The sequence below is a fragment of the Caballeronia sp. LZ024 genome (genome assembly GCF_031451455.1).
Classification (GTDB): Bacteria; Pseudomonadota; Gammaproteobacteria; order Burkholderiales; family Burkholderiaceae; genus Caballeronia; species Caballeronia telluris.
On the sequence record NZ_JARUXL010000004.1, the window covers coordinates 234,120 to 259,356 of the forward strand.

20 protein-coding genes are annotated in these 25,237 nt (G+C 65.2%); 12 read left to right on the top strand and 8 right to left on the bottom strand.

Translation table 11 applies throughout. The features are described 5' to 3' along the window. On the bottom strand, positions 1-537 hold the full coding sequence (locus QCE48_RS23275; protein ID WP_309782489.1) for a carboxymuconolactone decarboxylase family protein: 537 nt from the start codon (positions 535-537) through the stop codon (positions 1-3). 150 nt (positions 538-687) lie between these two features. Here QCE48_RS23275 and QCE48_RS23280 point away from each other — a divergent pair, with 150 nt between their 5' ends. The 5 genes from QCE48_RS23280 to QCE48_RS23300 all read left to right on the top strand — a co-directional run bounded on the left by QCE48_RS23280 (position 688) and on the right by QCE48_RS23300 (position 6,388). Beyond that, on the top strand, positions 688-1,593 hold the full coding sequence (locus tag QCE48_RS23280) for a LysR family transcriptional regulator (RefSeq protein WP_309782491.1): 906 nt from the start codon (positions 688-690) through the stop codon (positions 1,591-1,593). Between the two features lie 178 nt (positions 1,594-1,771). Continuing rightward, the gene (locus QCE48_RS23285) at positions 1,772-2,857 is read left to right on the top strand and encodes an HlyD family secretion protein (RefSeq protein WP_309782494.1); all 1,086 of its coding nucleotides are present in this window, start codon (positions 1,772-1,774) and stop codon (positions 2,855-2,857) included. A 1-nt stretch (position 2,858) separates the two neighbouring features. Then, positions 2,859-4,433, top strand: coding sequence for a DHA2 family efflux MFS transporter permease subunit (locus tag QCE48_RS23290; RefSeq protein WP_309782496.1), 1,575 nt, complete (start codon positions 2,859-2,861; stop codon positions 4,431-4,433). Positions 4,434-4,456: 23 nt separating this feature from the next. After that, positions 4,457-5,926 (top strand): efflux transporter outer membrane subunit, encoded by a 1,470-nt coding sequence (locus QCE48_RS23295; protein WP_309782497.1) that lies wholly within the window; start codon positions 4,457-4,459, stop codon positions 5,924-5,926. Positions 5,927-5,938: 12 nt separating this feature from the next. Continuing rightward, positions 5,939-6,388, top strand: a complete 450-nt coding sequence (locus QCE48_RS23300; RefSeq protein WP_309782499.1) for a PaaI family thioesterase — start codon at positions 5,939-5,941, stop codon at positions 6,386-6,388. Positions 6,389-6,442: 54 nt separating this feature from the next. Here QCE48_RS23300 and QCE48_RS23305 read toward each other — a convergent pair whose 3' ends face one another. Together QCE48_RS23305 and QCE48_RS23310 are read right to left on the bottom strand one after the other, a co-directional pair. Continuing rightward, complete coding sequence (locus QCE48_RS23305) at positions 6,443-6,751, bottom strand: HigA family addiction module antitoxin (protein WP_309782501.1); 309 nt, start codon at positions 6,749-6,751, stop codon at positions 6,443-6,445. A gap of 12 nt (positions 6,752-6,763) precedes the next feature. Next, complete coding sequence (locus QCE48_RS23310) at positions 6,764-7,042, bottom strand: type II toxin-antitoxin system RelE/ParE family toxin (RefSeq protein WP_309782503.1); 279 nt, start codon at positions 7,040-7,042, stop codon at positions 6,764-6,766. Between the two features lie 230 nt (positions 7,043-7,272). Here QCE48_RS23310 and uvrA point away from each other — a divergent pair, with 230 nt between their 5' ends. The 7 genes from uvrA to QCE48_RS23345 all read left to right on the top strand — a co-directional run bounded on the left by uvrA (position 7,273) and on the right by QCE48_RS23345 (position 20,787). Beyond that, positions 7,273-13,089: an excinuclease ABC subunit UvrA gene (uvrA, locus tag QCE48_RS23315; RefSeq protein WP_309782505.1), complete on the top strand. Its 5,817-nt coding sequence runs from the start codon at positions 7,273-7,275 to the stop codon at positions 13,087-13,089. Positions 13,090-13,212: 123 nt separating this feature from the next. Then, positions 13,213-14,457 carry a DUF445 domain-containing protein gene (locus tag QCE48_RS23320; RefSeq protein ID WP_309794367.1) on the top strand — a complete coding sequence of 415 codons (1,245 nt, stop codon included), beginning with the start codon at positions 13,213-13,215 and terminating at the stop codon, positions 14,455-14,457. A 93-nt stretch (positions 14,458-14,550) separates the two neighbouring features. After that, positions 14,551-15,027: a nuclear transport factor 2 family protein gene (locus QCE48_RS23325; protein WP_309782509.1), complete on the top strand. Its 477-nt coding sequence runs from the start codon at positions 14,551-14,553 to the stop codon at positions 15,025-15,027. Beyond that, the gene (locus tag QCE48_RS23330) at positions 15,024-16,952 is read left to right on the top strand and encodes an amylo-alpha-1,6-glucosidase (RefSeq protein WP_309782511.1); all 1,929 of its coding nucleotides are present in this window, start codon (positions 15,024-15,026) and stop codon (positions 16,950-16,952) included. Before QCE48_RS23325 ends, QCE48_RS23330 begins: the two co-directional genes overlap by 4 nt. Before the next feature lie 299 nt (positions 16,953-17,251). Next, positions 17,252-19,978 carry an MGH1-like glycoside hydrolase domain-containing protein gene (locus QCE48_RS23335; RefSeq protein ID WP_309782514.1) on the top strand — a complete coding sequence of 909 codons (2,727 nt, stop codon included), beginning with the start codon at positions 17,252-17,254 and terminating at the stop codon, positions 19,976-19,978. A 160-nt stretch (positions 19,979-20,138) separates the two neighbouring features. Then, positions 20,139-20,342 carry a cold-shock protein gene (locus QCE48_RS23340; protein WP_087631265.1) on the top strand — a complete coding sequence of 68 codons (204 nt, stop codon included), beginning with the start codon at positions 20,139-20,141 and terminating at the stop codon, positions 20,340-20,342. A 190-nt stretch (positions 20,343-20,532) separates the two neighbouring features. After that, positions 20,533-20,787: a hypothetical protein gene (locus QCE48_RS23345; RefSeq protein WP_309782516.1), complete on the top strand. Its 255-nt coding sequence runs from the start codon at positions 20,533-20,535 to the stop codon at positions 20,785-20,787. Here QCE48_RS23345 and QCE48_RS23350 read toward each other — a convergent pair. The 5 genes from QCE48_RS23350 to QCE48_RS23370 all read right to left on the bottom strand — a co-directional run bounded on the left by QCE48_RS23350 (position 20,784) and on the right by QCE48_RS23370 (position 25,195). Then, a complete protein-coding gene (locus QCE48_RS23350) occupies positions 20,784-20,987 on the bottom strand; it encodes a hypothetical protein (RefSeq protein ID WP_116562047.1) in 204 nt (67 codons plus the stop codon). The genes QCE48_RS23345 and QCE48_RS23350 overlap by 4 nt on opposite strands. 50 nt (positions 20,988-21,037) lie before the next feature. After that, on the bottom strand, positions 21,038-21,640 hold the full coding sequence (locus QCE48_RS23355) for a ParB/Srx family N-terminal domain-containing protein (protein ID WP_309782518.1): 603 nt from the start codon (positions 21,638-21,640) through the stop codon (positions 21,038-21,040). Positions 21,641-21,670: 30 nt separating this feature from the next. Then, positions 21,671-22,171 (bottom strand): YetF domain-containing protein, encoded by a 501-nt coding sequence (locus tag QCE48_RS23360; RefSeq protein WP_309782520.1) that lies wholly within the window; start codon positions 22,169-22,171, stop codon positions 21,671-21,673. Positions 22,172-22,357: 186 nt separating this feature from the next. Further along, positions 22,358-22,726, bottom strand: a complete 369-nt coding sequence (locus QCE48_RS23365; RefSeq protein WP_309782522.1) for a hypothetical protein — start codon at positions 22,724-22,726, stop codon at positions 22,358-22,360. Positions 22,727-22,882: 156 nt separating this feature from the next. Then, complete coding sequence (locus tag QCE48_RS23370) at positions 22,883-25,195, bottom strand: FdhF/YdeP family oxidoreductase (protein WP_309782523.1); 2,313 nt, start codon at positions 25,193-25,195, stop codon at positions 22,883-22,885. Between the last annotated feature and the right edge of the window lie 42 nt (positions 25,196-25,237).

A 25,237-nucleotide genomic window follows, 5' to 3' on the forward strand; every position in this document is an offset into this window, starting at 1 on the left:
TTACTGAACGGCGGGGAAGTCGAGGTCGGTATCGTTCACGCGGTTCAACAGATTCGTGAACCCGATCACGCTGATTGCGAAGAGGGCGTCGACCACTTGCGCCTCGCTGTAGCCCGCCGCGCGCACGTCGTCGAGATGCGACCGCTCGACCGTGCCCGAGCTCGACACGACATGGCGCACGAAGCGCACGAGCGCGTCGCGCTCTGCGTTGCCGGTCGGGATGCCGGCGCGAACCTGCTTCGTTTCTTCGAGCGACAATCCCACCATCTTGCCGATCGCCGTATGCGCGGCGACACAATAGTCACAACCGGCGATCTCGCTGACGGCGAGCTTGATCGCTTCGAGGTCGCGCTTGTCGAGGCTGCTCTTGGCGAGCACGGCGTCGCCGTTGAGCGCGGCGGCGAGCACCGCCGGGTTGTGCGTGCCGACGGTCGCGTAGGCGTTCGGCACGCGGCCCGCGGCGCGCTTGATGTTGGCGAACAGGTCGGCGGCGGCGCCGGTTGCTTCGTTGACGTTGATTTGCGAAAGACGTGACATGGTGAGCTCCTGAGTGATGTGAACAGCCATCCGTATGGCGTGAGTGAACTTTATGGCAACGCGATGAGCGTGTTAATGCCGATAAGACTCTAAAACATGCTCGATCGGCTCACGATGCCGGTCATCTCAAGAAAAAAACGAAGGAAGCCGATGGACTATCTGACGACCCTGAAGGTGTTCTGCACGGTGGTGGAGGCGAAGAGCTTCACGCGCGCGGCCGATATTCTCGGCGTGACGCCGCCCGTCGTGTCGCGCGCGATTTCGACGCTGGAGCAACGGCTCGGCAGCCGGCTCTTCAACCGCACGACGCGCCAGATTTCGCTGACCGAAACCGCCGAGCAGTTTTTCGCGGGCTGCTCGCGACTGCTCGACGAACTCGAAGCGCTCGAACGAAGCGCGTCGACGAATGCCAGCGAGGCGACCGGCGTCCTGCGGCTCGTCGCGCACACGACCGCGACCGTCAACCGGCTGGTGCCGCTGATCGCGTCGTTCAGGCAGCGGCATCGCCAGGTCCGGCTCGACGTGACGCTGACCGAGCGGCCGGTCGATCTCGTCGCCGAGGGTTACGACCTCGCGCTCGTGCTGCCCTTCATGCTGACGAGCGACACGGTCATCACGCGCCTGCTCGAACGCATTCCGCTCGCGCTTGTCGCGACGCCCGGCTATCTCGCGACGCACCCAGCGCCGCGCCATCCGTCGGAACTCGTCGATCACGAATTCGTGCCGATGTCGGCGTCGATCCGCAAGCCCGAACTCACGTTTCGCATCGGCGGCGACGAGGCGACGGTCCCGATGCGCTTCGACATCGCGTCGAATAGCGCCGATTTCAACCGTCAGATGGTGTTGCAGGGCTGCGGCATCGGCGTTTTGCCGGTCGGGCTGGTGCAGCGCGAGATCGAATCGGGGCAACTGGTGACGCTGCTCGATCGCTTCGAACTCGTCAGCGGGGCGATCGAAATCCGGCTCGCCTACAGCACGCGCGCGCTGCTTCCGGCGAAAGTGCGCGCATTTGTCGATCACGCGGCGGAATTCTTCGGCGACAGCGCAGCCGCGTGAGCTGCGCGAACGTCCGCCCGGCAAGCCTTCCGGCCGATTGTTGCTGCGCGCGTCATTCACTCATGTGCGCAATGCGCCTTGACTTGGTGCATATGCACAATTAGCCTTTCGCGTAATCACAAGCGCCTTTCCGGGCGCTTTCTCCACTCTCTACGGTGCATATGCACTTTCAACGACAATGTCCAGCCCTTCTACCGATGTTTCCCCTGCCGCCGCGCCCACGCTGCAAAATCCGGCGCGGCGCATTCCGTGGATGCTGCTCGCGCTCGGTCTCGTCGGCGCGGTCGTGATCGCGGCCATCGCCTACTGGGCGCTGGTGCTGCGCTTCGTGCAGTCCACCGACGATGCCTACGTCGGCGGCAACGTCACGGTGATGGCGCCGAAGGTGAACGGCTTCGTTACGGAGTTGCTCGTGCAGGACAACCAGCGCGTCTCGGCGGGACAGGTGCTCGTGCAACTCGACTCGCGCGACTACGATGCCCGCCTCGCGCAGGCGAGCGCCGAAGTGTCGAGCGCGCGCGCGGCCGTCGTCGAATGGCAGGCGAAGCGCGAATTGCAGGCCGCCGTGATCAACCAGCAGCAGGCGGAAGTGCGCGCGTCGTCGGCGGAAATGACGAGAAGCAAGCAGGATCGCTCGCGCTATCGCGAACTGGTGAAGGACGACGCGGTCTCGAGCCAGATCGTCGAGCGCGCCGACGCAGACTACACCAAGGCGAGCGCGGCGGTGGACAAGAGCGGCGCGTCGCTCGTCGCGGCGAAGCGCGAACTTGCCGTGATCGAGGCGCAGATCGCCGATGCGAACGCGCGTGTCGCGACGGTCGAAGCCGCGCGGCGCGTCGCTGAACTGAACGTCGAGTACACGACGATCCGCTCGCCCGTCGACGGCTACGTCGGCAACCGGACGGCGCGCGTCGGGATGCTCGCGAACACGGGCGTGCCGCTCTTGACGATCGTGCCGTCGACGGGATTGTGGATCGACGCGAACTTCAAGGAAGACCAGTTGAAGAAGATGCGCGTCGGCGATGAAGTCGATGTCGACCTGGACGCGTCGAGCGTGCCGATCCACGGCCGCGTCGAGAGCCTCGCGCCGGCGACGGGCGCGACCTTCAGCGTCCTGCCTGCCGAAAACGCGACCGGCAACTTCACGAAGATCGTGCAGCGCGTGCCGGTGCGCGTGCGGCTCGACGTGCCGAAGGAGATGCAGGCGGTGCTGCGCCCGGGCCTCTCGGCGACGGTCAAGGTCCATCTCGGCGGCGCGAACTGACATGAGCGCGGCCCATTTACTCGATCCCGCCAGCCAGCCGGTGAAGCAGCGCGTGTTGGCGTTCGCGCTAATGTGCCTCGGCTTTTTCATGGCGACGCTCGATATCCAGATCGTCGCGTCATCGCTGAAGGATATTGGCGGCGGATTGTCGGCGAGCCAGGACGAGCTGTCGTGGGTCCAGACGTCCTACCTGATCGCGGAAATCATCGTGATCCCGGTGTCCGGCTGGCTCTCGAAGGTGTTCTCGACGCGCTGGCTGTTCGTCGCGTCGGCGGTCGGCTTCACGGTCACGAGCATGCTGTGCGGCATGGCGTGGGACATCAATTCGATGATCCTCTTTCGCGGCCTGCAGGGCGCGCTCGGCGCCGCGATGATCCCGACCGTCTTCACGACCGCCTTCGTGCTCTTTCCCGGCAAGCAGCGCCTGATCGCCTCGACGACGATCGGCGCGCTCGCGTCGCTTGCGCCCGCGATCGGGCCGGTGATCGGCGGCTGGATCACGTCGCAATGGTCCTGGCACTGGCTGTTCTACCTGAACGTGGTGCCGGGCATCGCGGTTGCGGCGCTGGTGCCGAAGTACGTCCATATCGACGAACCCGATCTCAAGCTGCTGAAAAAGGGCGATTACCTCGGCATCCTGCTGATGTCGGGCTTTCTCGGCTGCCTGGAATACGTGCTCGAAGAGGGGCCGCGCAAGAACTGGTTCGGCGACGACGTGATCGTCCTGTGCGCGTGGGTTTCCGGCATCTGCGGCTTTCTCTTCCTCGTGCACGCGTTCACGGCGAAGGAACCGGTCGTCGACCTGAAGGCGCTCGCCGTGCGCAACTTCGCGATCGGCAGCCTGTTGTCGTTCGTGACGGGGATCGGCATCTTCGTGTCGGTGTTTCTCACGCCCGTGTTCCTGAGTCGCGTGCGAGGTTTCGATTCGCTGGAAATCGGCATCGCGCTCTTGTCGGTGGGCTGTTTCCAGTTGATCGCGCTCGTCGCGTATGGCTTTGCGACGCGGTTCGTCGACATGCGCATCCTGCTCGTGTTCGGTCTCGTCTGTTTCGGCGCCGGCTGCTATTTCTACACGCCGCTCACGCACGACTGGGGCTGGCAGGAACTGCTGCTGCCGCAGGCGCTGCGCGGCATCGGCCAGCAGTTCGCCGTGCCGCCGATCGTCACGATGGCGCTCGGTTCGCTGCCGCAGTCGCGCCTCAAGTCGGCGAGCGGGCTTTTCAACCTGATGCGCAATCTCGGCGGCGCGATCGGCATCGCCGTCAGCGCGACGATGCTCAACGACCGCCTGAATCTCCACTATCTGCGGCTGAACGAGAACGTGACGGTCGGGCGTCCCGAGGTCGCGGGCTTTCTCGCGCGCAGCTCGGACCATCTGGCATCGGTCGCGGGCGATGCGCTCGATGCGTCGCAGGCGGGTCTCGCGAGCCTGCATGCGCTCGTGATGCGCGAGGCGCTGGTGCTCACCTTCGCCGATTGTTTCTACGTGCTGGCGCTGTGCTTCCTCGTCGGGATCGTCAGCGTGATTTTCTCGCGGCCGATCGCGAGCGCGCCGCCTTCTTCCGATGCGCACTGAGTCTTTCGAGCCTGGAATCGATCATGAAAAAGCTTCTCGTTGAAATCCTGGCGTGTCTGTCGCTCGCGGCGTGCGCGGTGCAGCCGGGCACGCACGCCGATCTGCCCGCCACGGTCGCGACGACCGCGCCCGCCGGCTGGAGCGTCGACGTGCCGCGCGATCCCGCCGATCCGGCCGCGTGGTGGAATCAGTTCGGCGATCCGGTCCTGCACGAACTGGTGGCGTCGGTGCTGAATGACAATCTCGATGTGCAGGCCGCCGTCGAGCGCGTGAAACAGGCAGAGGCGCTCACGACGCAGCGTCGCGCGGCGCTCCTGCCGCAACTCGATGCGAACGCCGGCGCGTCGAATACGCGTCAGAACACGCCGCCGCCGCTCGGCTACGTGCGGCAGGCGGGCATCGGGCTGGCGCTCAGCTGGACGCCCGATGTGTTCGGCGGCGAGCGGCTCGAACTGCTGGCGTCGCAGGCGCAGCTCGTCGGCCGGGAACATGCCGCCGACCAGCTGCGGCTCGCGCTGGCGGCCGATACGGCTTCCGCTTACGTCGATCTGCGCTGGGCGCAATCGGAACTCAAGATCCTGCAGGACAACGTCGCGATCCGCGAGCGCGCGTTGCGGCTCACGCAACGTCGCCTGCAATACGGGCTTTCGACGCAACTCGACGTCTCGCGCGCGCAGAATCAGTTGAGCGACTTGCAGGCGCGCATTCCCCGCGCGCAGTCGACGATCCAGCATCAGTTGAGCCTGATCGCGGTGTATTCGGGACGCACGCCGGAATCCGTCGACCGGCTGATGCTCGCGAACGCCGGCGATTCGCCCGTGATTCCCGCGCCGACGAACGCCGTGCCGCAGATGCTGCCGTCCGACGCGCTGCTGCGCCGCCCCGACGTGCTCGCGGCCTACGCGGGCGTGCAGCAGCGCGCGGCGGAAGTGGGCGTATCGAGGGCGGAGCGCTATCCGAAATTTTCGCTGCGACTGACGGACGGCTTGCTGGCATCGTCGTATCTCGGCTTGCCGACGCTCACGGACAACCTGTTCAGCGCCGCGCTCAACGCGACCAGCCCGATTTTCAACGCGGGCCGCATCACCGCCGAGATCGAACAGAGCGAGAGCCGGATGCGCGAATCGGAACTGCATCTGCGACAAACGATGCTGCAGGCGCTGAAGGAAGTGGAGGACACGCGCAGCGATCTCGTCAGCACGACGGAATCGGCCGCGCGCCTGACCGATGCGCTCGCCTCCTCCGGCAAGTCGCTCACGCTGTCGACGCAGTTGTACAAGGGCGGCGCGGCGAGCTTCCTCGATGTGCTGGCGGCGCAGGAGTCGTTTCTGCAGGACGCGGATTCGCTGAATCTCGCGAAACGCGAGCACGCGCTGGCGGCAGTCGCGTTGTACCGATCGCTCGGCGGCGGCTGGAGCCAGACGCCCGCAGGCGACGACGTCGCCGTGAACAGCACGCCCACGCTCGCGCAAGCAGTGAAGACATCGAACTGAGGGGACGAAAAGATGAGCCTGATCGACGAAACTGCGGCGGGGTTGGACGGCCTGTCGCAATTGCGCGCGCTGATCGCCTCGGGGCGCAAGCCGGGGATTCTGGTGTCGCTGGATTTCGACTTCGTGGAAGTGGAAGCCGGCAAGGCGGTGTTCGCGGGCATCGCCGGCGATCACGCGTACAACCCGATCGGCACCGTGCACGGCGGCTACGCGGCGACGCTGCTCGATTCGGCGTGCGGCTGCGCGGTCCACTCATGCCTCAACGCCAGCCAGGCGTACACGACGCTCGAACTGAAGGTGGCGTATCACAAGGCCGTCACGCGCGACTCCGGGCTCTTGCGCGCGGAAGGCCGCGTGCTGTCGATCGGCCGGCGCACGGCGTTCGCTGAGGCAACGCTCAAGGACGCGAGCGGCCGCCTGCACGCCTCGGCGACGTCGACGTTGCTCGTGATCGATCGCTGAGTCGCTCGCTGAGTCGGGCGTCGAGCGCCGCGCTTGCACACGCTCGGGCGGCGCTCACGCCGCTTCGCGCGGCAAAACGGTCCGCGCGATTTCTTCCGCGTGCTCCCGTTCCGCGATCTTCAGGTCGTAGGTCATCTGCAGGTTGAGCCAGGTCTGCGCGTCGCCGCCGAAATAGCGGGCGAGCCGGAGCGCCGTTTCGGGCGTCACGCCGCGACGCTCGAGCACGATGTCGTTGATGCGGTTCGCGGTGACGCCGAGCGCGCGGGCGAGCGCATTCGCGGTCATGCCGAGCGGTTCGAGGTAATCCTCCCGCAGAATCTCGCCCGGGTGCACGGGACGCATGCCGTTCGTAAATTTGCCCATTCGTAGTCTCGTTCAGTGATAGTCGATGATCCGCACGTTGGCGGGTCCGTCCAGCGTCCATGAAAAGCACAGCCGCCACTGATTGTTCACGCGGATGCTGTACGTATCCGAGAGCTCGCCGCGCAATATTTCCAGCCGGTTTCCCGGCGGCGCCCGCAACGCGCTCAGCGTGACAGCTTCGTCGAGCAGCGTGAGCTTGCGTTCTGCCGCGGCGAGGATATTCGCGAAACGCCGGGACCGGCCGGTTTCAAACAGCGCCTTCGTTTCGGCGCAAGCGAAAGACACAATCATTGGAATTCATTCTATGTCGTTTGCCGGCAAACGGCAAACATTTTTTTTGCGGGACCCCGGAGGATGCGGAACGGCATCTGCTGCTCAACTGGGCACTCGTGCTTTTTGCGACAACCACTGTATGAGTGTACAGTGGCGTGCTTGTCGGCAAGAGTCATGCAAATGGCATAGGCCAGCGCGTGTCGCGTGTGGCTCGTAGGCTCTCCAACCCATTGAACCGGTTAGCAAAAGTGGCATCGAACAACGCAATCCGCATTCGCGGCGCCCGTCAGCACAACCTCAAGAATCTCGACCTCGACCTGCATACGGGCCAGATGACGGTCGTGACCGGTCCGTCCGGCTCGGGCAAGTCGAGCCTCGTCTTCGACACGCTCTACGCCGAGGGCCAGCGCCGCTACGTCGAAACGTTCAGCGCCTACGCGCGCCAGTTTCTCGACCGCATGGACCGGCCGCAGGTGGATCGTGTGGACGGCGTGCCGCCCGCCATCGCCATCGACCAGACCAACCCGGTGCGCAGTTCGCGCTCGACGGTCGGCACGATGACCGAGCTCAACGACCATCTGAAGCTCTTCTACGCGCGCGCGGCCGAACTGTTTGACCGGAAGACGTCGCATCAGGTGCGCCACGACACGCCCGAGACGATCTACGCCGAGCTGCTAGAACGCACGCGCGCGGCCGATCCGCGCATCGCGATCACGTTTCCGGTCGAGCTGCCCGACACCGCGAGCGACGACGAAGTCACGCAATGGCTCTCGGCGAGCGGCTACACGCGCGTGCAGGCGAAGCGCCACGTCGAGACCGAGAGCGGGCCGCGCCGGTTGCTCGACGTCGTCGCGGACCGTTTCCGCCTGCACAACACCGAGCGCTCGCGTGCGCTCGAAGCGATCGAAAGCGCGCTTTTGCGCGGGACGGGCCGCGTGAACGTCTACGTGCTCGCGGACGAAGGCGAGCCCGACATCTGGCGCTTTTCCACCGGCCTGCACAGCCCGGAAAGCGACATCCGCTACGCCGATCCGCAGCCCGCGCTGTTCTCGTTCAATTCGGCCTACGGCGCGTGCGAAACGTGCCGCGGCTTCGGCCGGGTGATCGGCGTGGACCTGGGCCTCGTGATTCCCGACGAGCGCAAGACGCTCAAGGAAGGCGCGATCAAGACGCTTCAGACGCCCGCCTGGCGCGAGAATCACGACGATTTGATCCGCTACGGCGCGAAAGCGGGCATTCGTCTCGGCATTCCCTGGAGCGAGCTCGCGCAGAAGGAACGCGACTGGGTCATCAAGGGCTCGCCGGACTGGACAGGCAAGTGGGGCAATCAGTGGTACGGCGTGCAGCGCTTTTTCGATTATCTGGAATCGAAGGCGTACAAGATGCACATTCGCGTGCTGCTGTCGAAATATCGCAGCTACACGAAATGCCCGGCGTGCGACGGCGCGCGCCTCAAGACCGAAGCGCTCCTGTGGCGCCTCGGCACGAAGGAGCAGGCCGACGCCGTGCTGAGTCCCGCCGACCGCTTCCTGCCGACCGGCGTCGACTGGACCCGCGCGCAGCTCGAAGCGCTGCCCGGCCTCACGCTGCACGATCTGATGCTGATGCCGATCGAGCGCATCCGCCGCTTCTTCGATTCGCTGGCGCTGCCGAGCACGCTGCTCGACGAAGCGCTGAAGCTGCTCCACGCCGAGGTGCGCACGCGCCTGAAATATCTCTGCGACGTCGGACTCGGCTATCTGACGCTCGATCGCCAGAGCCGCACGCTATCGGGCGGCGAGGTCCAGCGCATCAACCTGACGACGGCGCTCGGCACGTCGCTCGTCAACACGCTGTTCGTGCTGGATGAACCGAGCATCGGCCTGCATCCGCGCGACCTGAACCGCATCGTCGAGGCGATGCACCGGCTGCGTGACGCGGGCAACACGCTCGTCGTGGTGGAGCACGATCCGTCCGTGATGCTCGCCGCCGATCGCCTGATCGACATGGGGCCGGGCCCCGGCGAGCGCGGCGGCGACATCGTCTACGATGGCACGCCGAACGACATCCAGCATAGCGACACGCTCACGGGCGCCTATCTCGGCGGCCGCAAGCACGTCGCGCATGCGTCGAACTGGCTGCGGCGCGTCGTGGACAAGAGCACGCCGCGTCTCGTGCTCGAAGGCGCGAGCGAACACAACCTGCGCGACGTGACGGTCGAGATTCCGTTGCAGCGGCTCGTCTGCGTGACGGGTGTTTCGGGCTCGGGCAAATCGACGCTGATCCAGGACGTGCTCGCGCCCGCGCTCGCCCGCCATTTCGGCAAGGCGACGGAAGCGCCCGGCGCGTTCCGCTCGCTGACGGGCGCGGATCAACTGAGCGACGTGATCTTCGTCGACCAGTCGCCGATCGGGCGCACGGCGCGCTCGAATCCGGCGAGCTATGTCGGCGCGTTCGACGAAATCCGCAAGCTGTTCGCGAAAGCGCCGCTCGCGTTGCAGCGCGGTTACAGCGCGAGCATGTTCAGCTTCAATTCGGGCGACGGCCGCTGCCCGACCTGCGGCGGTTCGGGCTTCGAGCACGTCGAAATGCAGTTCCTGAGCGACGTCTATCTGCGTTGCCCGGATTGCGACGGCCGGCGTTATCGCGCGGAAATTCTCGAAGTGAAGATCGAGCGCGGCGCGCGCAGCCTAAGCGTCGCGGACGTGCTGGAAGTGACAGTGAGCGAAGCCGTCGCGCTGTTCGCCGACGACGCCGAAGTGCTGCGTGTCCTTCAGCCGATCGTCGATGTCGGGCTGGAATACGTGAAGCTCGGCCAGCCTGTGCCGACGCTCTCGGGCGGCGAAGCGCAGCGTCTGAAACTGGCGGGCTTCCTTGCGGAAACGTCTCAAGTGAAGGGCGGAAAACACGGACGCCTCTTCATGTTCGACGAACCGACCACCGGCCTCCATTTCGACGATATCGCCAAGCTGATGCAGGCGCTGCGTCGATTGCTGGAGCGCGGCCATTCGCTGATCGTGATCGAGCACAACCTCGACGTGATCCGCGCCGCCGACTGGATCGTCGATCTCGGCCCCGAAGGCGGCGATGGCGGCGGGCAGGTCGTGTGCGTCGGCACGCCGGACGACGTCGCTTCGTGCGAGCAGTCGCACACCGGCCGCGCGCTCCTCGACTACGAGGAAGCGATGGCGCCGGGCGCCGCCGAAAAGCGCAGCGCGGGCGTGCCGCTGCAACTCGCGGCGGAAGTGGCGAGCGCGCGCCGTGCATTGCAGGGCGAGGACGTGGTGCGCATCGTGAATGCGCGCGAACACAACCTGAAGTCGCTCGACGTGGACATTCCGCACGGCAAGTTCAACGTCATCACGGGCGTGTCCGGCTCGGGCAAGTCGACGCTCGCGTTCGACATCCTGTTCCACGAAGGTCAGCGGCGCTATCTGGAGTCGCTGAACGCGTATGCGCGCTCGATCGTGCAGCCGGCCGGCCGCCCGGAAGTGGACGCGGTCTACGGCATTCCGCCGACCGTCGCCATCGAGCAGCGTTTGTCGCGCGGCGGCCGCAAGAGCACGGTCGCGACGACCTCCGAAGTCTGGCACTTCCTGCGCCTGCTTTACGTGAAACTCGGCATTCAGCATTGCGTCCACGACGGCGCGCCGGTTCAGGCGCAGAGCGCCGAATCGATCGCCGCGCAAATCCTGCGCGACTACAAGGGCCAGCACGTCGGGCTGCTGGCGCCGCTCGTCGTGAACCGGAAGGGCGTCTATACCGACATCGCGAAGTGGGCGAAGGCGCGCGGCAATACGCATTTGCGCGTCGATGGCGAATTCCTGCCGGTGAGTCCGTGGCCGAAGCTCGACCGTTTTCGCGAGCATACGATCGAACTGCCGGTCGGCGACCTGATCGTGTCGGCGGACGGCGAAGGCGAATTGCGCAGACTGCTCGACGAGACGCTCGAAGTCGGCAAGGGCGTGATGCACCTGCTCGCGCCGCTCGACGGGCTGCACGGCGCGCTGTCCAACGGACATCGGCGCGGTAAGGAAGAAACGCGCGTCTTTTCGACCAAGCGCGCGTGTCCGGTCTGCGGCACGAGCTATCCGGAACTCGATCCGCGCATGTTCTCCTACAACAGCAAGCACGGCTGGTGCAACACCTGCGTCGGCACGGGCCTGAAACTCACGCGCGAACAACGCGCCGTCTACGACGACACGATCCTCGCCGGCGACGACCGTGGCCGCGAACAGACCATCGGTTCGGTCGAGCAGGAACCGGACGACGTGGTGGACGTGCCGTGCCCGGACTGCGAAGGCACACGCCTGAACGACGTGGCGCGCGCGGTGACGTTCGGCAACTACCCGATCACGGAAGTCGGCCGCTGGACGGTGAGCGACACGCGCGAGTGGGTGTCGAAGCTTGCGCTGAAAGGCCGCGAAGCCGACATCGCGCGCGACGTCGTCAGCGAAATCGAAGGGCGGCTGCAGTTTCTGGAGGAAGTGGGGCTCGGCTATCTGAGCCTCGAGCGCGCCGCGCCGACGCTTTCCGGCGGCGAAGCGCAGCGCATCCGGCTCGCGGCGCAGCTCGGCAGCAATCTGCAGGGCGTCTGCTACGTGCTCGACGAGCCGACCATCGGCCTTCATCCGCGCGACAACCAGATCCTGCTCGACGCGCTCAAGAAACTCGGCGACAAGGGCAACACGCTCGTGGTCGTCGAGCACGACGAAGACACGATCCGCCGCGCGGATCACATCATCGATATCGGGCCGGGTGCGGGCAAGCGCGGCGGAACGGTGGTGGCGCAGGGCGGTGTCGGCGATCTGGCGGCGCACAAGGAATCGCTGACCGGCCAGTTTCTCGCGAACCCGATCGTGCATCCGCTCAAGCCGCGCCGCGACGTGCGCACGGCCACGGCGAAGCGCGCGGCGACGCCCGAACAGTGGCTGACGGTGCAAGGCGCGACCCTGCACAATCTGCGCAACGTGACGGCGAGCCTGCCGCTCGGACGGCTCGTCGCGATCACGGGAGTCTCCGGCTCCGGCAAATCGACGCTCGCGCGCGACGTGCTGATGACCAATCTGCTCGACGCGGTGGGCCGCTCGGTGCTGTCGTCGCCGGCGACGCGACGCGCGCGCAAGGTGGCGCAAGCCGACGCGCCCGCCCGCAACCGCGCGAGCGTGCTGTCGCGCGAGGCGCCGCGTCCGAAGTTCGAGGTCGCCCACAACTGGCAGGGCTGCGCGGGCGTGACGGGCTGGGAGTCGATCGATCGCGTGCTGGAAGTCGACCAGACGCCGATCGGCAAGACGCCGCGCTCGTGTCCGGCGACGTATATCGGCATGTGGGACACCATCCGCAAGCTCTTCGCCGACACGCTCGAAGCCCGCGCGCGCGGCTACACGCCGTCGCGCTTCTCGTTCAACACCGGCGACGGCCGTTGCCCGGCGTGCGAGGGCCAGGGCGTTCGCACCATCGCGATGAGTTTCCTGCCGGACGTCAAGGTGCCGTGCGATGTCTGCCACGGCCAGCGCTTCAATCCGGAAACGCTCGCGGTGACGTGGCGCGGCAAGAACATCGGCGAAGTGCTGACGATGGAGATCGACGAAGCGGTCGAATTTTTCGGCTCGATGACGAGCATCGCCCATCCGCTTCAGTTGATGAAAGACGTCGGGCTGGGTTATCTGACGCTCGGGCAGCCTTCGCCGACGCTTTCCGGCGGCGAGGCGCAGCGCATCAAGCTGGTGACGGAACTGTCGAAAGTGCGCGACGACGTGACGCGGCGCGGGCAGAAGGTGCCGCATACGCTTTACGTGCTCGACGAGCCGACCGTCGGGCTGCACATGGCCGACGTCGCGAAGCTGATTCGCGTGCTGCATCGGCTGGTCGACGGCGGGCACAGCGTGGTGGTGATCGAGCATGATCTCGACGTGATCGCGGAAGCCGACTGGGTGATCGATCTCGGTCCCGAAGGCGGCGTGAACGGCGGGATGATCGTCGCGGCCGCCGATCCCGAGACGCTTGCACGGAACACGCGCAGTCATACGGGCGCGGCGCTGGTGCCGGTTCTGGCGCGGGTCCCGGCGCAAGTGGACGCGGCCTGACCGCCGGCGGGCAGGCCAGCCGCCGGCGAAACCCAAACCCGCGGTATGCTTGCCTCCTCGATCAATCAGGACCAGAACAAAACCAAGATGGAAACGCAGGATAAATCGGCAGCATTGAACAGGATGAAGTGGTTCGCGGCGGGTCTGCTCGTCGCGGCGGGGGCGTTGTTCGCGCTCGCGAAAAGCCAGCACGACGCGGGTCTGTGGGCATGGGTCGCGGCATTCGCGGAGGCCGCCATGGTCGGCGCGCTCGCCGACTGGTTCGCCGTCGTCGCGCTGTTTCGGCACCCGCTCGGCGTGCCGATCCCGCACACGGCCATCCTGCCCGCCAACAAAGCGCGCGTCGCGGACAACCTTGCCGCGTTCGTGCGCGACCGCTTTCTCAGCACCGATGCGCTCGTCGATCGCGTGAGTGCATTCGATCCGGCGAGCCGGCTCTCGATGTGGCTCGCCGAGCCGAAAAACGCCGAGTTGCTCGGCAAGAAGGCGGTGGCGTCCGCGAGTCAGCTGCTGAGTTTCATCGACGACGAGCGCATCAAGTCGATGCTCCATGACGCGTTGCGCCGTCGCGCCGACAAGTTCGACCTGGCGGGTGCGGCCGGCGGACTGCTGTCGACGCTCACCGCCGACCAGCGCCATCAGCTGCTGCTCGACGAAGGCCTGCGCGAACTCGCGCAATGGCTCGATCGCGGCGAAGTGCAGCAGATGCTCGCCGACAAGATCGTCCAGGTGGCGGGGGAGGAGTACCCGAAGCTTGTCGGCGCGCTCGGTTTCATCGGCCTGAACGCCGAAGAACTGGGCGCCAAGTTCGCCGCCGGCCTCGTGCGCGGCGCGAATACGTGGCTGCACGACATCAGCAGCGATCCCGAACACGAGCGCCGCAAGGCGTTCGACCGCACGGTGGAAGGATTCGTCGAGCGCCTCAAGTCCGATCCGGCGTTCAAGGCGCGCATCGACGAACACAAGCGACAGTGGCTCGAACGCCCGGAACTGCGTGCCTACATCAACGGTCTGTGGGATGAATTCACCGCCTGGCTGCATGCCGATCTCGTCAAGCCGGATTCGACGCTGCACGCGAAGGTGGTGAGCGTCGCGGCGACGTTCGCGCAGGCGCTCGGCGGCGATCCCGCGTTGCGCGATTCCATCAACGAGCACATGCGCGACGCGCTGAAGGCGATGGCGCCGGAATTGCGCGAGGGCATCGCCAAGCACATCGCGACGACCGTGCGCCAGTGGGACGACGCAACGCTCGTGCGCGACGTCGAACTGAACATCGGACGCGACCTGCAGTTCATCCGGGTGAACGGCACGCTGGTGGGCGGCGCGGTCGGCCTGCTGATTCACGCGGTGACGATCATGACCGTGTGACGTGCGCGTCGATGCATGAGTCATCGACCGACGCCGTTCATGCGATGTTTTCGGCGTTGTTTTCAGAAGCCTCACCTGACGAGCTAAAGGAACATGGCAAATCCGAACGCCGAACTGATCGAGCGCTTCTATCGCGCGTTTCAGAATCTCGACGCCGAGGCGATGGCCGCGTGCTACGCGCATGACATCCGCTTCGAAGACCCGGTGTTCGGCATGCTGAATGGGCGCGAAGCGGGCGACATGTGGCGCATGCTGCTGGCGCGCGCGGAAGACTTTTCCCTGACATACAGCGACATCAAGGCGACCGGCCAAACGGTGACTGCGAACAGCGTCGCGACGTACCGGTTCTCCCGCACGGGGCGCAAGGTGGCGAACGAGATTCGCTCCAAGTTCGCGATCCGCGACGGCGAGATCGTCGAACAGACCGATAGCTTCGATCTCTGGCGCTGGAGCCGGCAGGCACTCGGATTGAAGGGCTGGCTGCTGGGCGGGACTTCGATCATGCAAAACCGGATTCGCGGGGATGCGCGCAAGGGACTCGCGGAATTTCGCCGGAAGTCGGAATCGTGACGCGCCTCGAAGCGCCTTTCGAGCGGCCGCGCCTCGAAGACGAATGGCTCGAAGCGGATGGCTTCGGAGGCTTCGCATCGGGCACGGTCGGCACGATGCGAACGCGCCGTTATCACGCACTCTTGCTCACGGCGACGCAACCGCCGGCGGGGCGCGTCGTGCTCGTGAACGGCGTCGAGGCGTGGCTCGAGATGGACGGCACCCGCGTTCCGCTGACGATGCAGCACTACGCGCCCGATGTGCTGTATCCGGACGCAACGGCGAATTTGCTTTCCTTCGACACCGCGCCGTGGCCGACCTGGCGCTACCGCATTGGCGAGGGTGCGGTGCTGATCGCCGAGGTGTTCGTCGCGAAGGAGAGCCGTGAGACGGTCCTGCGCTGGCGATTCGAAGGCGCCGACGTGCCCCGCAATGCGACGCTGAGCGTGCGTCCGCTGCTCTCGGGCCGCGACTATCACGCGCTGCATCACGAGAATCCTGCGCTGGATTTTTCTGCGCATATCGACGGCGAGCGCGTGAGCTGGCAGCCCTATGGCGACTTGCCGGCAATCGTCGTCGCGACGAACGGCGTTTACGTGCGCGCGCCCGACTGGTATCGCAATTTCTGCTACGCGCGCGAACGCGAGCGCGGTCTCGATTTCATCGAAGACCTCGCCGCACCGGGCGTGTTTTCCTTCGATTCCGCGCGCCATGAAGCGGTGATGATCCTCAGCGCGGGCGCGGATTCGTCGGCGGCGCCGATACCCGCTCACGAGCGCGCCGCCGCGCTCGCCGCCATCGAACAGCAGCGCCGCACGGCGCTCGGCTCGCGCCTGCAGCGTTCCGCCGACGCCTATGTGATCGCGCGTCGTGACGGGCACACCATCCTCGCGGGCTTTCCGTGGTTTACCGACTGGGGTCGCGACACGTTCATCGCGATGCGCGGCTTGCTGATCGCGCAGGGGCGGCTTCAATACGCCGAGTCGATCCTTCTGGAATGGGCCGACATGCTGTCCGAGGGCATGCTGCCGAACCGTTTTCCCGATCGCGGCGGCATACCCGAGTACAACGCCGTTGACGCCTCGCTCTGGTTTGTTGTTGCAGCGCACGACTATCTCGCGACCGGCCACGCGCTCGTGGCGACGAGAAGCCGGTTGCAGCGCGCCATCGACGCGATTCTCGAAGGCTACTCGCAAGGCACGCGGTTCGGCATAGCCGTCGACGAAGACGGCCTCGTTCGCGCCGGCGTGCCGGGCGTCCAGTTGACATGGATGGACGCGAAAGTCGGCGACTTCGTGGTCACGCCACGCATCGGCAAGCCGGTGGAAGTGCAGGCGTTGTGGATCAACGCGCTGCACATCGCGGCCGAGTGGAACCCGCGCTGGTCCGAAGCCGAAGCGCGTGCGCGCCGCGCTTTCCTGCAACGCTTCGTCGATGCATCGACAGGCGCGCTGTTCGATCTCGTCGACGTCGGTCACGTGCCGGGCACAATCGACCGCTCCATCCGGCCGAACCAGATCTTCGCTGCTGGCGGGCTGCCGTTTGCGCTCGTGGAGGACGCGACGGCCGAGGCGGTGCTCTCGCAGGTCGAGGCGCACCTGCTGACGCCGCTCGGCCTGCGCACGCTCGCGCCTTCCGATCCGGCGTATCGCGGGACCTACGCAGGCGGCATTTTCGAACGCGACTCGGCGTATCACCAGGGCACCGTGTGGCCGTGGCTGATCGGGCCGTTCATTCAGGCGTGGGTGCGCCTGCGTGGCGTGGAAGGCGTGCGCGAGCGCTTCCTCGCGCCACTTTACGCGCATTTGGAGCATGGCGGGCTCGACCACATCTGCGAAGTGGCCGACGGCGACGCACCGCATGCGCCCGGCGGAACGCCCTGTCAGGCGTGGTCGCTCGGCGAATTGCTGCGCATCGAAACGCTGCTCGGCGAGCACGGCGGCTGATGCGCCTGCCACGCGCACACTGCGTTCAACACACTCCGCGATCCTTCCTGTTCCGGACATCACCATCCACCTGTCGCTCAATCGATGGATCGATGTTAGCAATACCGAGCTTTTGCCTGTCCAGCGATTTTTTCATCGTTGGCCGTTTGGCCGAGTTGCGGACCCGGCGGCCGCATCGATAGGCTTCGCTTCACCGCCAGCCGAACACAGCATTCGCCAAACGCGCTAAATTGTGGGGCGTTTCGCCGGCGGCGAAGTGTCGAACGAAATGCCGACCGTTCAGAGAAGAGGAGAAGGTCATGCCGCCCCTGCGCGCCACCAATGTGCTCGAGACCATCGAGGGAGCCCGGCTCCATTCTTCCGAATGCGGCCGCTGGCAGCGCTGGGGCCCGTATCTGAGCGAGCGCCAGTGGGGCACCGTGCGCGAGGATTACAGCGAAAACGGCACCGCCTGGGACTATTTCCCGCATGATCACGCGCGCAGCCGGGCATACCGCTGGGGCGAGGACGGCATCGCCGGTTTCGGCGACGACAAGCTCAGCTGGTGCGTCTCGCTCGCGCTCTGGAACGGCCGCGATCCGATCCTCAAGGAGCGCCTCTTCGGCCTCACGAACGAGCAGGGCAATCACGGCGAGGACGTGAAGGAACTGTATTTCTACCTCGACGGCACGCCCACGCATTCCTATATGCGCATGCTGTACAAGTACCCGCAGGCCGCGTATCCGTATGACGACCTCGTCCGCGAGAATGGCGCGCGCGGTCCGGACCGGCCGGAGTACGAAGTCCTCGATACCGGCGTGTTCGACGACAACCGCTACTTCGACGTGCAAGTGGAGTACGCGAAACACACCGCCGATGACATCGTGATGCGCGTGACCGTTGAGAATCGTGCATCGGACGCGGCCGCGCTCGACGTCCTGCTGTTGTTCTGGGCGCGCAACACGTGGTCGTGGAAACCGGCGCAGAAGAAGCCGTCGCTCACGCTCGCGACGAACGCGGGCGAGCCGCACGTCGTCGCCCGCCATGACGGGCATGAGCCGATGGTCGTCACCGCATCGGCGCGGGGCGCGAAGCTCGACTGGCTCTTCTGCGAGAACGAAACCAACGTCAGGCGCATGTTCGACATGGACGGTCCCGGCCCGTTCAAGGACGGCTTCAACGATTACATCGTGCATCGCGATGAACAGGCGGTCAGCCGCGCGTCGGGCACGCGCGCGGCGCCCCACGTGCATCTGGAGCTGGAAGCGCACGGCCGCGCGGTCGTGACGATGCGCTGGCGGCCCGAGTCGGCGCCGGACGTCGTGCCGCTCGACATCGACGCGCTGTTTGCGCGCCGCATCGCCGAGGCCGACGCGTTCTACGCCGCGCTGCAAGGCGATATCGAGAGCGCCGATGCGCGCCTCGTGCAGCGGCAGGCGCTCGCGGGCATGCTGTGGTCGAAGCAGTATTACCAGTTCGACGTCACGCGCTGGATGGACGGCGACCCCGCGCAGCCGAAGCCGCCGAAGGGCCGCCGGCACGGCCGGAATGCCGACTGGCGGCACCTGTGCAATGCGGACATCGTCTCGATGCCGGACAAGTGGGAATACCCGTGGTACGCGTCGTGGGATCTCGCGTTTCACGCGGCGGCCTTCGCGCTGATCGATCCGGCGTTCGCCAAGCGTCAGTTGCTGCTGCTCGTGAAGGACCGCTACCAGCATCCAAACGGCCAGTTGCCAGCCTACGAATGGGCTTTCGGCGACGCGAATCCGCCGGTGCACGCGTGGGCGACGTGGCGCGTCTATGAGATCGACCGCGCGATCACCGGCAAGGGCGATCGCGACTTTCTCGAACTCGTGTTTCACAAGCTGCTGCTGAATTTTTCGTGGTGGGTGAACCGCAAGGACGCCGACGGCCACAACATTTTCCAGGGCGGCTTTCTCGGGCTGGACAACGTGGGCATCTTCGACCGCTCGTCTGCGCTGCCCACCGGCGGCCATATCGACCAGGCCGACGGGACCGCTTGGATGGCCGCATATGCGCTCGACCTGATGCGCATCGCGCTGGAACTGGCGTACGCGAATCACGTGTTCGTCGACATCGCGGTGAAGTTCTTCGAGCACTTCCTGTATATCGCGGAGGCCGTGAGTTGCGAGGACGGCTGCGACACGGGGCTCTGGGACACCCCCGACGAATTCTTCTACGACAAGCTGCGTCTGCCCGACGGCACCAACGTGCCGATGCGCATCCGCTCGATCGTCGGACTGATTCCGCTCTTCGCCGTGCACGTGCTGGAGCAGAGCGTCCACGGCGATTTGCCCGGTCTGCGGGACAGGCTCGTGTGGTTCCTCGAACATCGGCCGGATCTGGCGCGGCTCGTGTCGCGCTGGAACGAACCGGGCAAGGGCAATAGCCTGCTGCTGTCGCTATTGCGCGGCCACCGGATGAAGGCGCTCCTCAAGCGCATGCTCGACGAATCCGAGTTCCTTTCCGATCATGGCGTGCGGGCGCTGTCGCGCGTGCATCGCGACGAGCCGTTCGTGTTTCATCACAACGGCGACAGCTTTTGCGTGCGGTATTTGCCGGCGGAATCAAATTCGCGGGTGTTCGGCGGCAATTCGAACTGGCGCGGGCCGGTGTGGATGCCGGTCAATTATCTGCTGATCGAATCGCTGTACGAGTTTCATCGTTATTACGGCGACGAGTTTCGCGTCGAATATCCGACGGGTTCGGGACACTGTTTGTCGCTTTCCGAAATCGCGGACGAGCTTGCACGCCGCGTGACGACGCTGTTTCTCCTCGACAAAAACGGCGAACGGCCCGTGATGGCCGCGTATCCGCTGCTTCAGGCCGACCCGAGATCGCGCGATCTCGTGCTGTTTCATGAGTATTTTCATGGCGACAACGGACGCGGAGTGGGGGCGTCGCATCAGACCGGATGGACCGGACTCGTTGCGCTGCTGCTTCAGCCTCGGGCGATGGGACCGTCCGGCGTCGTGCCGGTGGCAGGCGATGCAGTGGAGGAAGAACTTGCCGCAGTCAAGTGATTTTGTCGCCCGACAATCGTATTAGTCATCTGATTCAGTGAAATTGCCCATTGAGAAAGCGGGCGTCGGCGTGCTAAAACGTAAGCACGATGATTCCCATGCGGGCGCAGTCGTAAAAACTTATTTGGCGTGATTTGTTATTTGATGAGGCATAGCGAGAATGGCAACAGGTACGGTGAAGTGGTTCAATGACGCAAAGGGATTTGGCTTTATTACGCCGGATGGCGGCGGAGAAGATCTGTTTGCGCATTTTTCCGAAATCCAGGGCAGCGGCTTCAAATCGCTGCAGGAAAACCAGAAAGTAAGCTTCGAGATCAAGCAGGGACCGAAGGGAAAGCAGGCAGCGACCATTCAGCCGCTGTAAGCGGTCACAGTCGGCAACCGACAAGAGCGGCCCCCAGGGGCCGCTTTTTTCGTTTTTGTCGGAGGACTCGCCCGGACTTTCGACCGTCAAAAAGTCCTGACCGACTGCTTCTTATGAACGACTGGCTAAGGGCTGGTAGTATCGCGTCCCACGTCGGTGTCCGAAGCGGAAAAATGTAAAAGGAGCAAGGGTGAGAAGGAATGCCACAAACAAGCTGAAAGTGGTTGCCGTGCGAGTCGATCCGGAAATCGAGCAAAGGCTGAGACTCTTGGCCGAGACGACCGGACGCAAGCAGTCTTTTTTCTTGCAACAGTTGATCGAGAAAGGGATTGGCGCGATTGAAGAGATCTGGCTGCCGCCCGCCGTTCTGGCGCAGGTGCGGGAAGGCGTTTTGCCGGCGGCGGAGCCGACGCAATCCCCGACTGCCGACCTCTTCGGCGACTAAGCCCTGCCGAGCACCGTCGCGAGCGGTTGGGCAATCTGCGTGTAGTCGTGCCACACTTTGGTCTCGAGTTCCATCAGGACCTGTTTTTCACCGCGACATGCGGGGTCGTGGAACCGCTTCATGAAGCAGGCTCGAAACTCGTCGCGGGTGATGCACTCGCCGGTACTCAGCAGCGTCAAGGTTTGAGGCTTGTCGGTCATTTGGCTCCTCCATCGGTCCGTGAGCCGGCAGCAAGCGACGTACCCGGCAGCTACGCGCTCGACTTCTCTCCGAGAAAACCGGGCATGCCAATCGCCAGCTTGCTCCTCGCTATGTCGACGCCACGCTGCAAGGCGGCGTCGAAATCGGCTTCGATCGCCGGCGGCGCGGCCATCTTGGCCCGAAACAGGTCCGCCCAGCGGAACTCCTCCAGCGGCACAGTCGTTTTCTCGTAGCCCCCGGCTTCGCGCACAAGGCCTGCCAGACTCCGGTAGGGATCGTCTTCCAGTTCGTACACGTGTCGCGGCATCGCCCCGAACGCGATGCGCCGCCCCTGCGCGTCATAAGGCCAGGTCCAGCTCCGATTTTCCAGCGTGAGCCAGAATTGCGATTCATCGAGCGAGGAAAGGTCCGCGACGAGCACCACCGGCGCCTTCTTGATGGCCGCCGCCCACAACGCCGCCGCGACATGGTGATGATCGATGGCGAACGCGTCGCCGCCGGGTCCGAGCACGACCGGGATCGGCTTCTCGGCAATCGCCATCTGGAGACTTCGACCCGACAGGCCGGCAAAATCGCGCGTTTTCTTCTCGACCTCGATGCGACCATGCGAGGCTTGTGTAGGCCGCAGTCTGTCAATGGCGATCTCTTTCATTTGCGTGTGTGCTCCGTCGATTGACGCGCTTCAATGATTGCCGGCTTCGCGCCGGATCAGGCTGATCTCGCCATTGCGTTCGAGGAACACCATCTCGACGCGCGAGAGATCGAGTGAGCCGAGCTGGCGCCGCGCGCTTTCGAGCACGTCGGTTTCGGCGATCAGTGCCGCGGACATCTGTTCATGATCGAAGCGTCCGTCGCGATAGAGTACGCGCGGCGTGCCGCCGATCAGCTTTTCAAGCCACCGCGAGTGAACGCAGGCCCACGCCAGCACACGATGCAGCAGCACGAGAACCAGCGAGGCGGCGATCGTAGGCAGCGCGGGAGACGCACCGACGATCACCCGCGAGAGCGTCGCGCCGAGGAGAATCGTGATGACATAGTCGAAAGCCGAGCGCTGCCCGAACGAGCGCCGCCCGGATATGCGCATGAAGACGAGCGCCGTCACGAAGACGACCACTGCGCGTGAGCCCATTTGCAGGGCGTCGAGGTCCCGGCCGGTTCCGAACAGCCTGTCGATGAGGTCCATCCTCGCTCTCCTTTTGTCATGTCCGGAATGGGCAAACATGGAGCGAAGCACGAAGCGATCCGCGCCGCGCGAAAGCGGGCGGGGAAAATCGTGCGAAACGATTCAGGAGCAGCGGAGGGCGCCTAGCGGGACCCGGGTTGCCGGGCCGCGATGCGCCGCACGCTCGGCATGCTTCCAGGCGAACACTCACTCCGCATGCGGATCGATGGCGATCGCACGCCGGCAATCGTCGTAGATCACCTTGACGAGCTCGCAGTCGTAGTTCAGATCGTGTTCGGTGAAGAGGTCGTTGACGGCGTCGCCGACCCACTCGCGGTCGACGATCCCCTGATGCACCTGCGCGATCCGTCGTGCCGCGAACGTGAGCTGCGCCGTAGCCAGCCAGTCGCCGTGGCGCCGATGGCGGTGCAGCCATTTGCGCGCAGCTTCGACATGAAAGTCACTCTCGGGCCACGTGCCATCCAGATAGTACGCAGCAAGGGATCCGCACGCGAGCCAGCACAGCAGTTGCGTGCGATCGTACCGATCGAGGTGTTGATAAGCATCGTCCATCATCGTCCCCTCGCGCCTTGACCGCCTGACGATAGCACGCCGATGCACCTTCGTAACGCCCTGAATCCAGCAAAAGCGTTCAGGAAAATCCCTAGGTGAGCAGAATACTTCCTTAATTTACCGAACCGTCGCGGCGGCATTACGGTGCCCCGCGCGCGCTCAAGCCGCCATGACCTGCTCGGAGGCCCTCAGCAGCACGGGAATGGATTTGGACGTCGGCGTCCCGGCGCCATCGGCGACGGATTCCAGCGGCACCAGCGGATTCGTCTCCGGATAGTAGGCGCCAAGACAGCCGCGCGGAATGTCGTACTCGACGAGCAGGAAGCCATCCACGCGCCGCGCGACCCCGTCGTCCCAGACGCTCGTGATGTCGACCCGTTCGCCCGGCTCGAACCCGAGCATGTCGATATCCTCGCGATTCGCGAACAGCACGCGCCGTTGCCCGTACACGCCGCGGTAGCGGTCGTCGAGGCCATAGATGGTTGTGTTGTACTGGTCGTGCGAGCGTGTCGTCATCAGCGTCATCAGGCGCTCGCCGTGTCGCTGGCGGGCGCGGTGAATCGGCGTGTCGAAGGCGATCGCGTGCACGAGGAACTGCGCCTTGCCGCTCGGCGTTTTCCAGATGCGCTCGCGCGACGCCACGCCCAGATGAAAGCCGCCCGGATGGCCGAGCCGCGCGTTGTAGTCCTCGAAGCCGTCGATCACCTTCGCGATGCCGTCGCGGATCAGCGCGTAATCGTTCGCATGCGCGAGCCAGTCGACCTTGCCGCTGCCGAGCGTCGCCGCGGCCATCCGCGCGACGATCGCGATCTCCGAAAGCAGATTCGGCGACGCCGGCTTGTTCATGCCATATGAGATGTGCACCATGCTCATCGAATCTTCGACGCTCACACCTTGAGCCACGCCGTTCTGCATGTCGATCTCGGTGCGCCCGAGCGTCGGCAGGATCAGCGCGTCGCCGCCGTGCACGAGATGGCTGCGGTTCAGCTTCGTCGTGATGTGCACGGTCAGGTCGCACGCGCGCATCGCCTGCCATGTACGCGGCGTGTCGGGTGTCGCGATCGAGAAATTCCCGCCGAGGCCGATGAACACCTTCACGCGCCCATCGAGCATCGCCTGGATCGTGTTCACGACGTCGAGCCCGTGTTCGCGCGGCGGCTCGAAATCGTAAGCCGCGCCGAGGCGGTCGAGGAATTCCTGCGTCGGCTGTTCCTCGATGCCCACGGTGCGGTCGCCCTGCACGTTCGAGTGGCCGCGCACCGGGCACAGTCCCGCGCCGCGCCGGCCGATATTGCCGCGCATCATCATCAGGTTCGACAGGATCTGCACCGTCGGCACCGAGTTCTTGTGTTGCGTGAGGCCCATGCCCCACGTCGCGATGACGGCGCGTCCCTTCGCGTAGATGTCGGCGAGTTGGAGCACGTCCTCCATCGGCACGCCCGATTCCGCGACGATCGCCTCCCAGCTTTCGGCACGCAGGTCGGCGGCGAAGTCCTCGAAGCCGACCGTATGCGCGGCGATGAAATCGACATCCAGCACGCGCTCCCCGCCATTTGCGAGCGCCGCGTCGTCCAGTTCGATCACGCGCTTCGCGACGCCCTTGATGAGCGCGAAGTCGCCGCCGAGCTTCGGCCGGATGAAGACCGAACTGATTTTCGTGCTGCCCATCGTGAGCATCTCGACCGGATGTTGCGGGCTCGCGAAGCGTTCCAGCCCGCGCTCCTTCAGCGGATTGATCGACACGATCGTGGCGCCGCGCTTCGCGCACTCGCGCAGTTCGCCGAGCATGCGCGGATGGTTGGTCGCGGGATTCTGGCCGAAGAGGAGCAGGGTGTCGGCGTGCTCGAAGTCGTCGAGCGTGACCGTTCCCTTGCCGATGCCGACCGTATGCGGCAGGCCGCGGCTCGTCGCTTCGTGGCACATGTTCGAGCAGTCGGGGAAATTGTTGGTGCCGTACAGGCGCACGAACAACTGGTACAGGAACGCGGCCTCGTTGCTCGCGCGGCCCGAGGTGTAGAAGGCGGCGCGGTCCGGGTCGTCGAGCGCGTTCAGATGGCGGGCGATCAGCGCGAAGGCGTCGTCCCAGGCGATCGGCACGTAGCGGTCGAGCGCGGCATCGTAGACGAGCGGATCGGTCAGGCGGCCGTGCTGCTCCAGTTCGAAATCCGATTGCGCCATCAGTTGCGCGACCGTGTGCTGCGCGAAGAACGCCGGCGTCACGCGCTTGCTGGTCGCTTCGGCGGCGACGGCCTTCACGCCGTTCTCGCAGAATTCGAACGTCGACGCGTGCTCGCGATCCGGCCACGCGCAGCCCGGGCAGTCGAAGCCGTTTGGCTGGTTCTGCGAAAGCAGCGTGCGGTAGTTGCCGCCCGTCACCTTTTCCTTGATGAGATTGATCGCGACGTATTTCAGCGCGCCCCAGCCGGCGGCGGGGTGCGTGTACGGTTCGATGCGGGCTTCGGATTTTTTCATGACTGGGCGGGTCGATTCAAGGCGGTTTTGCCGATAGACTTA

What these genes read in the sequence shown, in the direction of transcription:
- QCE48_RS23275 (WP_309782489.1), bottom strand. Translation starts at nt 537, where the DNA reads ATGTCACGTCTTTCGCAAATCAACGTCAACGAAGCAACCGGCGCCGCC.
- QCE48_RS23280 (WP_309782491.1), top strand. Translation starts at nt 688, where the DNA reads ATGGACTATCTGACGACCCTGAAGGTGTTCTGCACGGTGGTGGAGGCG.
- QCE48_RS23285 (WP_309782494.1), top strand. Translation starts at nt 1,772, where the DNA reads ATGTCCAGCCCTTCTACCGATGTTTCCCCTGCCGCCGCGCCCACGCTG.
- QCE48_RS23290 (WP_309782496.1), top strand. Translation starts at nt 2,859, where the DNA reads ATGAGCGCGGCCCATTTACTCGATCCCGCCAGCCAGCCGGTGAAGCAG.
- QCE48_RS23295 (WP_309782497.1), top strand. Translation starts at nt 4,457, where the DNA reads ATGAAAAAGCTTCTCGTTGAAATCCTGGCGTGTCTGTCGCTCGCGGCG.
- QCE48_RS23300 (WP_309782499.1), top strand. Translation starts at nt 5,939, where the DNA reads ATGAGCCTGATCGACGAAACTGCGGCGGGGTTGGACGGCCTGTCGCAA.
- QCE48_RS23305 (WP_309782501.1), bottom strand. Translation starts at nt 6,751, where the DNA reads ATGGGCAAATTTACGAACGGCATGCGTCCCGTGCACCCGGGCGAGATT.
- QCE48_RS23310 (WP_309782503.1), bottom strand. Translation starts at nt 7,042, where the DNA reads ATGATTGTGTCTTTCGCTTGCGCCGAAACGAAGGCGCTGTTTGAAACC.
- QCE48_RS23320 (WP_309794367.1), top strand. Translation starts at nt 13,213, where the DNA reads ATGAAGTGGTTCGCGGCGGGTCTGCTCGTCGCGGCGGGGGCGTTGTTC.
- QCE48_RS23325 (WP_309782509.1), top strand. Translation starts at nt 14,551, where the DNA reads ATGGCAAATCCGAACGCCGAACTGATCGAGCGCTTCTATCGCGCGTTT.
- QCE48_RS23335 (WP_309782514.1), top strand. Translation starts at nt 17,252, where the DNA reads ATGCCGCCCCTGCGCGCCACCAATGTGCTCGAGACCATCGAGGGAGCC.
- QCE48_RS23340 (WP_087631265.1), top strand. Translation starts at nt 20,139, where the DNA reads ATGGCAACAGGTACGGTGAAGTGGTTCAATGACGCAAAGGGATTTGGC.
- QCE48_RS23350 (WP_116562047.1), bottom strand. Translation starts at nt 20,987, where the DNA reads ATGACCGACAAGCCTCAAACCTTGACGCTGCTGAGTACCGGCGAGTGC.
- QCE48_RS23355 (WP_309782518.1), bottom strand. Translation starts at nt 21,640, where the DNA reads ATGAAAGAGATCGCCATTGACAGACTGCGGCCTACACAAGCCTCGCAT.
- QCE48_RS23360 (WP_309782520.1), bottom strand. Translation starts at nt 22,171, where the DNA reads ATGGACCTCATCGACAGGCTGTTCGGAACCGGCCGGGACCTCGACGCC.
- QCE48_RS23365 (WP_309782522.1), bottom strand. Translation starts at nt 22,726, where the DNA reads ATGATGGACGATGCTTATCAACACCTCGATCGGTACGATCGCACGCAA.
- QCE48_RS23370 (WP_309782523.1), bottom strand. Translation starts at nt 25,195, where the DNA reads ATGAAAAAATCCGAAGCCCGCATCGAACCGTACACGCACCCCGCCGCC.